This is a genomic window from Polynucleobacter sp. AP-Nickl1-40-C4, from assembly GCF_035012665.1.
In the GTDB taxonomy this organism is placed as follows: Bacteria; Pseudomonadota; Gammaproteobacteria; order Burkholderiales; family Burkholderiaceae; genus Polynucleobacter.
Window position 1 is genome coordinate 1 of the sequence record NZ_JAYGQR010000011.1, and the last position, 9,873, is coordinate 9,873.

The window sequence follows — 9,873 nt, forward strand, 5'->3', positions numbered from 1 at the left end:
GATGGCGCGTCGCTACATCAAGCACCGACTAACTACCGTCAAGACGACGACCGTTGAGCGTGAGCTAAAGACTATACGCGCTGTCATTAACAGCGTGATTAAGGAGAAGTCGTTAAATCTTAGTAATAAGTTTGAGCGCCTCACCATCCCGAAAAAGGGCAAGGACAGCGTAGCCCGTAAACCCTTTAGCCAAGACGAATATCGCAAGCTAATAGCCGGCTGCGTTAGCAAGGCTGATGAGATTAGGGTTTTGATCTTAATTTGCTGCCTAACTGGTGTTCGCCCTTCGGAGGCTGCAGGATTGCGTCGTGAAGATGTTTACCTAGATGACGAGTACCCTCACTTTGATGTGGTGGAGTATGGCGGCCGAACCCTCAAGACCAAGAACAGTGTGCGCAAGGTCCCACTCATTCCTGCTGCAGCCAAAGTTCTGGCGCAGTATTTAGAGACCCATACTGATAGCGTGGTCTTTCCCCGGTACTGTGACGGCAATGAGGTCTTAGGCGATAACGTGAGCGGGGCAACTAATCGTTACATTGCATCGTTGGGCATTAGCAAGACCCTCTACTCGGCACGCCACACCGTTAAGACATTGCTCGATCAGGCAGGTACACCAGAGTATCTGGCTGAATCGATTGGTGGCTGGGGTAAGCCATCCATCAGCCGCGGCTACGGTGACGGACACTCCTTGGCCAGAAAATACGCAGCATTACAAAAGGCGCTCACTACGGTGTTGGTTAATGAATCAGAGTGAGATGAGCGCGCTTAGCATCAAAGAGCGGGCAGACTACTTGCGAGAGCGTGGTAAGGCTAGCCCTGCATTGAGGATTGCCAAGACCGCCTTTGACCACGCCTCTAAGGTGCGCTTAAAAAATACCCCAAAGCATCAAATCTTGGAATGGATTGGTAATAATGTCCTAAAAATCGATGAGTGCGAAGATACGGAAGAAAACAAGGAAGAGGCGCGCCTGTTTTGCTTTACGGCCTACGAGTCGGTCCAAAAACGCATCCTCTCGAGCAAGGACGAGGCGGGTGGCAACGCCGCCGGAAACGCCAAGCAGTCGAAGGACGGCTACAAGCGCAAGCTGCCTGTCCACGTCCTGGGTAACGAAAATCGCCTTTACAGCGGCTCCGATGATGATCTGGACTACGACTAAAAATAAATATTCATATTTGGGGCGGATTGACGTCAGCAATATGTAGTGGAAAGTATGAAGAGGTAAAAAGCAGTTTTGTTGTGGCGGCTCAGTGCAGATGGGCCAGCAAGCAGGCAGTGCTTTGTGGTGAGATTCCACATAAAACGGCTCAAGGTCACCGAGATAAGCGCGGTGGCTAAGAGAGAGGGCAGGGGCGCCCACCAACTGCATTATTAAGTTGCGGCTTTGCAGTAAGCCTAGGTGTGACACCGTGAACGGTCCGTGGAATAAGGCCAATCAGAATGTAAGCATGCGGCCCATGAACTTGGGTGAGAGTGTGCAAAAAACGTATCCATAAGCTCGCGACACAACATCCCAGCCACTAAGGCTGGAATACGCTTTGGAGTTTTCATAATGCATTACACATTCACGCTGCTGAGCAGCGCAAAACCGTCTGTTGTATCTAAAGTCTTTTCCTTAGACGAGCAGGCAAATCTCAAAAAATCAACATCAGCAAATATTGTTCAGGCTAAGTGTGAGCTTAGGTCTGTGGAGAACCTTACGCAGTTTGGCGATCTACTTGACTCTTTGCTCCACAACCAGTGCTTGGTTTACGGTACTGCGCCACAGAAGGTTACTGAGATTGTCACTACCAAGGCCTGGGAGGAGGGTGGTAGGCCAGCCCATCAATCCCCCAGGGCAAAAGAACTATTTGGGTGGCCAGATGGCGGAGGCATCTTAATGCTCGACTATGACGCGCCCAAGGATGGAGCGCGTGCTCACAGTGCGAGTGAAATTATTGCTCAGCTTATTGGCGCAGTTCCAGAGTTAGCTGACGTACAAATTTTGATGATACCGAGCACCTCAAGCTGTCTTTACTACAAGGACCAAGAGCTTGTAGGGGTTAAGGGCATACGCTTTTATATTCTCGTAGACGATGCTCAAGATATTGAGCGTGTGGGTGAGATTATCAACGCACGTCTTTGGCTATCAGGTGTTGGAAGGTACGAGGTCAGCGAGTCGGGTTCGCTTTTGGAGCGTCCACTGTTTGATCAGTCTGTTTGGCAGACTAACCGGATTGATTTTTGTGCTGGCGCAAAGTGTCAGGACGGAATCGAACAGCGCAGGGGCACTCCAAAAATTATCTCAGGCCATAAGCATTCGCTAGACTCCTCAAGCCTTAAGGATTTATCGGCAGCCTTGATGTCACAGTTGCAGATAAATAAGTCTCGCGCTCGAAACGCCGTGCTGGACTTTGCCGACAGTAAGAAATCTGCCTGGGTGTCTAAGCGACTACACGACTACCGCACTAATAACCCACAGTTTGGGGATGCCCAGATACACAATATGGTCTATAGGGCAATTGACCAGAAAGAGCTGCAGGGCGACTGGCGCGTTGTGGTCAAGACTAAGAGCGGCGAGCAGGAGCTAACCGTGGCCCAGCTGCTGGAGAGTCCAGAGGATTTTAACGGCTGTGTGACCCTAGATCCGCTAGAGCCTAATTACGATGGCAGGCGTTTTGTTGGCAAGCTCTTCTTGGGCAGCGCCTTTCCAAATCTTCATTCATTTGCTCATGGCGGCGTTAACTTTAGATTGTTTAGCCGACCTATCCGTATTGAGATTTTGGACGGTAAAGAGGCGGAGGTGATTGATTCAACTTTAGAGGTGATGCGCAAGGCGCCAAACCTATTTGACTTTGGTGATGTCCTGGTTGAGGTGACCGATGACATGAAGATCAAGTCAATCAAGGAGGCGAACCTTCGCTACATTCTAGGCAAGCTGATTCAATTTGAGCATGATCACAAGCTTAAGAACCCGCCACCAACCTTATGTAAGAGCATCGTAGAAATTGGTCGGCACCTAAAGGCGTTGAAAGCAGTGGTGTCGGCGCCAACGTTACGTCCCGACGGCACGGTTCTGGCAACCAAGGGCTACGACGAGCGCACGGGGCTGCTACTGAGTACCCAGGATGCGTTAGTTCCAGTGCCAGAGTGTCCAACAGAAATGCAGGCCATCAAGGCCCTTAACCTGTTGATGGAGCCATTCAATCAATTCCCTTTTGTGGATGAATTAGCGAGGTCGGTGCACCTAGCTGCGCTTCTAACGGTCGTGGTTCGCCCGTGCCTGCCAACCTCGCCAGGGTTTGCATATGACGCTCCGGTGCAGGGTAGCGGCAAGAGCTTGCTGGCTGGGTGCGTTGAGGTTTTGGGCAGTGGGCGCGAGCCAACGATTTGGCCAGATGTAGACGTCAGGAATGTTGACGAGGTCAGAAAGCGTGGATTTACCGCTATACGCAGCGGCGACAGAACGGTCATCTGGGATAACGTAGTAGGTGAATTTGATTCTGCAGCTTTGGCTGGAATGATGACCTCACAGATGATCAAGGAGCGTTTGTTTAACACGCAAACCGTGCTTGAGGTCCCAAACAAGACGTTAATGATCTTTACTGGCAATAATTTCTCGCCGGTAAATGACATGAGTCGACGGGTCTTAATTTGCCGCATCGACCCGCAGACTGAAAGGCCTCAGGCTAGAAGTTTTGACCTCAATCCAAAGGACGTGTGCATCTTTGATCGGCAGCGTATGGTCTCCGCAGCGCTCACACTCATTCGCTTTTACCTTAACAGTGGCGCCAAGAAGGTAGGGGACACCGGTTCATTTTCAGAGTGGGACACGTTTGTGAGGCAAACGGTGATGCACATTGGAAAAACGATTGCCCCCAACCAGTACGTAGACATTGCCAAATCCATTGAACTAAATCAAGCCGAAGATCCGGAAATGGAAATGCTACTGCAACTCTATCAGGGATGGGTCAAAGCTTTTGGTTCAGATTGGGTAACAGCAAAGCAGGTAGTCGCCAAAGTAACAAACGACTGGTCCGATTCTGAGGCAAAGGATTTACGCGAGGCGTTACAGCAGTTAGTTGGCCCGAACTGGTCCTCACCTAAATCGCTGGGTAAGGCACTTAAAAAACGCAACGGAAGACTAGTGGCCGCTATGAAGCTTGAGTGCCATGGCTCAAATGGGGATAACGCCAAATCATGGCGAATTACTAAAAAGGAGATTGTATGAATCATAAAAATAATCCAATGATTGAATTAAGTCGAGCAGAAACGCAACAGCTTAAAGAGTTGTGGGCGCGTATACGCAATCGTGTTCAAGAGCAGCGCGATAACTTCGTGTGGGTCAGGCTCTGCGCACACCAGGCACGCTTATCTAGAAAGCAGTTGTGGATGGTGGTTTCGACGTTGGCAAACCTCTTGGAAGACCAGCCTATCCCGCTGTTTGTCTACGGATACCTAGACCAGCAGCAATGGGACGCCGGCCTAGAAAAAACAATCAATCCTAAAAATACGGTTTAAACGGTTTAAACGGTTTGTTTATTACTCAAACAATATTTTTAATGAATAAGTTATGAGTATCAAACAAACCCTAAATACCGGTCAAACCTTTACAAATATGAAAGTAAAGAACATGAACAAAAAGACAACAGTAGTAAGCAGTTATGAAGATGTAGACATCTACGGATCAGAAGAGAATTACTCGGTGATCATTGAAATGCTATTTGACTACGGCGACAGCCATGAGTCGATGCGAAGAAGATACTTGGATGCATTGGAGCTGGTTCGGCGACAAGTCTGGCGCAGCTATGGCGAACCCACCTTTCTTGCCTATGAAGATGACATTAAGCATGAATTATTTTTTGAGCTGGTTGAATGTGTAGAGATGAGTACGGATGATGTATTGCGACATCACTGGGATTACGACATGACTCATCGTGAGTTCTTGGAAATGGCCATGCAGCCCTATGGGGCACTCGATTGCTTATTTGAAAACGTAGTGGAGGTCGAGCAACACATACCTGATGATTTATTGAGCGATGACAGGATGCTTCACTAACGTTACGCGCGCGAGGGCCTAAGGTCTATCTTGACCCTAGTTTTTGGGGGCTTGGATCGATTGTTCGCAAGTAGGCACACCGCAGAGAAAGCAATGTTCTTGTTTTGATGCTGGCTCTGCGGTTGTCTTAATCAAACAAAGTTAAGGCACCAACAAAACTAACCCCAAAAAGAATGGAAAAAGGGTGTAAATCAACTAAATTAAGGATAAAAATGCCAAATAAACGTACTAAAAAACGCAATCTACTGACTACTAATCTTGAGTTAACCGAGCTTGCTTATGTGCTGCACATCAGTGCAATTCGACTTAGGGAAACCTTATCTGCCATCAATGTTCCCAATGCCTACCGCATCCAAATTAGTCGCAGAGTTCAGTGGATGATTCATCAGGCACAAAGCTTGGGCGGAGAGTTGCAACCAAAAAATCCTAGCGCCTTTTTAACCAAGAAGAGCACTGAATCTATTGGGGATCAGTTGGGTCTATTTGACAGTTAAGAGACTCAAGTTATTTACAATTAAGCCGCCAATCGTCTTCTCGCCAATTAGTTTTGCGTTTAAAGCGCACCTAAACCTTGCCGTCAGAGACCTCGACTGGAGACGCCCAAAGAATCTAGGCGTAAATTTGATGATCTAGAATGTTGATGATAATCATAAATAATCCAAACCGAAAATGAATAGAGAGTAACCATGGAATTAATGAATCAACTGCTGTTTGGAATATTCGGACTAATCCTATTTGGAATATTCTTGACCGTGCAAGTTGATAATCAACTCCATAACTCCTTAGAATCCTCTCTATTCTGGCGATATACAGTTTTGCTGAGAAGCATTGCTTATTTTTTTTGGTTTTTGGTTCCGTTTTTTGGTTCCGTTTGTTTACTTCCTGCAAACTATTTATACATGGCATCTGTTGTGTTGCTTGCTCTCTTCTTAAGCAGTTGGAATGCTCCTATTAAGAGGTCGGTGATGTATATCCTAGCTATTGGCTATGTAATATTTTGCTTTGTGTTCCTTCATTTTTTTCTAAAGGAGAATAGCTTTGTTGCTCGCGTAAATACGGTGGCAGGCACACAAATTCCATTGATGATTTGGGAGTTTTTTTCCATTGCATACTGCCTACGGAAAAAAAGAGATTACGTTGTTGGCATATTAATTTTCTTCTTGGCTTTACAAGTTACCGCCTACTCATTCGGAATAATTACGGTTAATCGGAGCCCTCACTTAAATATACAAAATATCGTAAACGCTGATCTATTGTCCAGCATGATGTCATGGACATCAAATGGGATTAACGTGATAGTTTATATATTGATCAACGCTTACCTTTACCGCAGACTGTGGAAAAAAGAGCGTGAATCAACCTATAAGTATGACATCGAATCAAAAGAGCGGACGAGAATACAAGAGCTTTTAGTTGAGCGCGAAAAATTAGTCTCTTATCTACTGAAGTCCAACAAGACTGCTAGCACCGGCGCTTTAGCTGCATCATTAGCGCACGAGTTAAGTCAACCACTTGGCGCATCTCTTTTAAATGCGCAGCATCTTAAATCCCTAATGGACAGAAATGTAGTTAAACTCGATCTAGAAAAGGATATCGTCAATTCTATTGAGGCTGATACAAGAAAAGCGGGACAAATCATTCGCTCACTGCGCGCACTGTTCTCCGGTGATGCGATTACGTTAGCGAGAATTGATTTGATTGGGCTCGTCTATTCAATAGCCCAATTGGTAGAGCCAGAGTGCAGAGGCTCGAATATTGAATTATTAATTGAGATGCCAGAGCGGTGCTACATCAATGCTAATTCGATTGAGATTCATCAGGCCATTCTCAATGTTTTAAATAACGCTATTGAGTCCCTGAAAAGTAAGAACAATATAGAGAAAAAACATATCCTTATTGCCATCAATCTTCAGGGCGAACAAGTCACAATCAATATTAGCGATAACGGTCCGGGTGTTCCTATTGAAAGAGAGCATTCATTATTTGAGTTACTAGACTCACAGAAAGAATCGGGCATGGGCTTGGGCCTTTGGTTGTGCAAACACATCATGACTAGACATGGCGGAGATATTTTTTATAAGCGCGGGTCAAATGCTGGCGCAACTTTTAGCCTCGTCTTCCCCCCCCCAATCCCAGTCGATGATTTGAGGATTTAGCGTATCCCGCGATCGAGGGATATTGATGGGCAGTATGTTTGTCATAATCCGAGAGAGTAATTTTTGGGCAACAAGTAACAATGACCGGTAAAGCTGCAATCCATGATGTTTTGAAACATGTCTTCTTAATAGAGGACGATGCTTCGATGCGAGCTACTTTAACGAGTCTTTTGGAGTTTCTTGGATACCGGGTTTACCCCTTTGCTTCTGCTATAGAGTTTTTAAAGATTCCACTTCACGTTTCGCCAGCAGTAGTTATTACTGATATGCGCATGCCGGATATGACTGGGGTAGAACTACAGGCGGAGTTGATAAAGCGTGGTCGTGAGGTGCCAATTATCTTTATTAGCGCCGAAAGCACTGTTGCACAATCGATTACAGCAATGAAGCAGGGCGCTATTGAATTTTTAGTCAAACCATTTGAGCGAGACGCCCTTTTGGATGCGGTAATCAAGGCTTTAGATATAGATGCTAACAATATGCGCAGCTATGTTGAGCAAAAAGCTTTTGAGGAGCACGTTAAGGCCTTGGCTCCACGGGAGCTTGAGGTGCTTGAATTGCTTGCTTTAGGGTTTAGTAATGCAGAAATTCAAGAAAAACTACAGATTTCACTGTACACAGCCAAGCAGTACAAGGCGCAGGTCAAGCGTAAACTGCACTTGCGCTCGCTAGCCCAGCTCATTGCTTTCAAAAAACGAGCTAAATAAGTCGGTCAGTTAGCCGTAAGGCTAACTCTCGTTCGAGGGATTTTCAGCTTCTAGATTTAGCGTTTTAATGTCTGCTCAATTATTAGAGATAACAAGATGCACCCTCACATTCGCCATTCCATTCAATCTGGCACTGCCGTAAAGCATTCACCATTTAGCGCCCCTGCTTCTGCACGTCGTGCAATTGCATTAGCGGCAGGTTTTTTGGTCTTGAGTGGTTCGGCATATTCACAAGTTGGCCCTGATGCTGGTGCATTACAGCAACAATTACAACGTGAAGTTGACCGCGATCGCCAAAATGTTGCGCCGGATAACCTCATTAAGAAGCCCACAAAACCAAGTAGGCCAAAATCAGGTGACAAAACAATTGAGGTGAGCTCCTTTAAGGTGGTTGGTATTACGCTGATTACGCAAGAGCAAGCACAGGAAGCTCTCAAGCCTTTTACTAATCGCCAGTTAACTTTGGATCAAATCAAAGAGGCTGGAGATGCATTAACTAATCTTTACGCTCAGATGGGAAGAATGGCCCAAGCCGTCATCCCACCTCAAGACGTTGTTAATGGCGTTATCACCATCAAGATTATTGAAGGCAAGGTAGGCAATGTCATTATTGAACTCAATAAAGAATCACCAAGTCGCCTCAAGTCTGAAGTTATTCAAAAGTTCATTACCAACAGCAACGAGCCTGGCAACCTTATTGACCTGAAGGGTTTGGAGCGAAGTTTAGCCATCCTCAATGAAACGCCAGGTAATGAAGTTAGCGGAGAGTTAGCGGAGGGTGACGAGGAAGAGACAACGAATATCTTGGTCAATGCCAAAGATACGGGTTTATTTGCAGGTAGGGTAGATCTATCAAACTATGGCGCAGCCAATACAGGGCCTGCACAAGCAACGGCTAGCTTAAGCTTGAACAACCCTAGTGGTAATGGCGACCAAGCCACTTTAGATGTGATTGGCTCACAAGGCTCTGTCTATGGGCAGCTTAGATACGGTTTGCCAGTGGGTTATGATGGCTGGAGAGTATCTGCAGGCGTTAGCGCCTTGGATTACAAAAGCTTATCAAGTTACTCAACAACGATTTCACAAGGTACAGCACAAACCTACGGAATTTACTCAATCTATGCGCTAGAGCGCACTGCAAGTTCCACTAAGAATGTGATCATCAACTTTGAAAATAAGAACTACAACAACCAAACTAACGGTATCGAGAGCAGTAACTATCAGCTCAATGATTTAAGTCTTGGCATCAACGGCACTAACTTTATTGGTCAAGCTTATGCAAGCTGGGGCGCTACAGCTACCTTGGGCTCTTTAAGTATTAATAACTCCAATCAAGCTAATAACGACGCACAGGGTGCCGCAACAAAAGGTACTTTTGCAAAGCTGGGCTTTAATGGCTCGATTACACAGCCACTGCCGATTGATAAAACCAATTTAGTGGCTTCTATCTACGGTCAATTGGCTAATAAGAACCTCAATAGTGCCGAGCAGATCTATATGGGTGGCCCTTATGGTGTACGTGCTTACCCTGTAGCCCAGGGAGGTGGTGCACAAGGAGCAATTGCTTCTGTAGAAATTAACCATAACTTGATTCAAGACTTGCAAGTTGGTGTTTTTTTTGATGCTGGACTAGTTCAGCAATATGTAAGCACTTATAACAACTGGCAAGGGCAGACCAACGCTAACAATACCTATTCTTTATACGCAACAGGTTTGTCAGCAAAGTATCAGTACGAAAAAGTTCAACTTTCTGGTTCATTGGCATGGCGCGTAGGCAACAATCCGCTCTATACACAAAGTGGCCAACAGTTAAATACAGACAACATGTACAGATCGGTACAAGGTTGGATCAAGGGCACAATCTTTTTTTAAGAATGTATAAGAAATTGCAAAAATATTTACAAACTCCCACGATCGAGGGATTTTTTTATTAGAGAAATTTCGTTAAATTCTCTAGCACTTAAGTGAAATACC

At 45.8% G+C, this 9,873-nt stretch carries 9 protein-coding genes; all 9 read left to right on the forward strand.

Going from position 1 to position 9,873, the window contains the following annotated elements:
• Positions 1-754 (forward strand): tyrosine-type recombinase/integrase (locus VC182_RS11585; RefSeq protein WP_323485299.1); only part of this gene is annotated, 754 nt, incomplete at its 5' end.
• A gap of 1 nt (position 755) precedes the next feature.
• Positions 756-1,157, forward strand: coding sequence for a hypothetical protein (locus VC182_RS11590; protein WP_280742931.1), 402 nt, complete (start codon positions 756-758; stop codon positions 1,155-1,157).
• A 393-nt stretch (positions 1,158-1,550) separates the two neighbouring features.
• Positions 1,551-4,208 (forward strand): hypothetical protein, encoded by a 2,658-nt coding sequence (locus tag VC182_RS11595; protein ID WP_323485300.1) that lies wholly within the window; start codon positions 1,551-1,553, stop codon positions 4,206-4,208.
• Positions 4,205-4,498 (forward strand): hypothetical protein, encoded by a 294-nt coding sequence (locus tag VC182_RS11600; RefSeq protein WP_280742933.1) that lies wholly within the window; start codon positions 4,205-4,207, stop codon positions 4,496-4,498. The genes VC182_RS11595 and VC182_RS11600 overlap by 4 nt, the downstream gene beginning before the upstream one ends.
• A 52-nt stretch (positions 4,499-4,550) precedes the next feature.
• Positions 4,551-5,036 carry a hypothetical protein gene (locus VC182_RS11605; RefSeq protein WP_280742934.1) on the forward strand — a complete coding sequence of 162 codons (486 nt, stop codon included), beginning with the start codon at positions 4,551-4,553 and terminating at the stop codon, positions 5,034-5,036.
• Positions 5,037-5,248: 212 nt separating this feature from the next.
• Complete coding sequence (locus VC182_RS11610) at positions 5,249-5,530, forward strand: hypothetical protein (protein ID WP_216228474.1); 282 nt, start codon at positions 5,249-5,251, stop codon at positions 5,528-5,530.
• 405 nt (positions 5,531-5,935) lie between these two features.
• On the forward strand, positions 5,936-7,192 hold the full coding sequence (locus VC182_RS11615; protein WP_323484123.1) for a HAMP domain-containing sensor histidine kinase: 1,257 nt from the start codon (positions 5,936-5,938) through the stop codon (positions 7,190-7,192).
• Between the two features lie 80 nt (positions 7,193-7,272).
• The gene (locus VC182_RS11620; protein ID WP_280742936.1) at positions 7,273-7,899 is read left to right on the forward strand and encodes a response regulator transcription factor; all 627 of its coding nucleotides are present in this window, start codon (positions 7,273-7,275) and stop codon (positions 7,897-7,899) included.
• A gap of 96 nt (positions 7,900-7,995) precedes the next feature.
• A complete protein-coding gene (locus VC182_RS11625; RefSeq protein WP_323484122.1) occupies positions 7,996-9,771 on the forward strand; it encodes a ShlB/FhaC/HecB family hemolysin secretion/activation protein in 1,776 nt (591 codons plus the stop codon).
• Positions 9,772-9,873 lie beyond the last annotated feature (102 nt).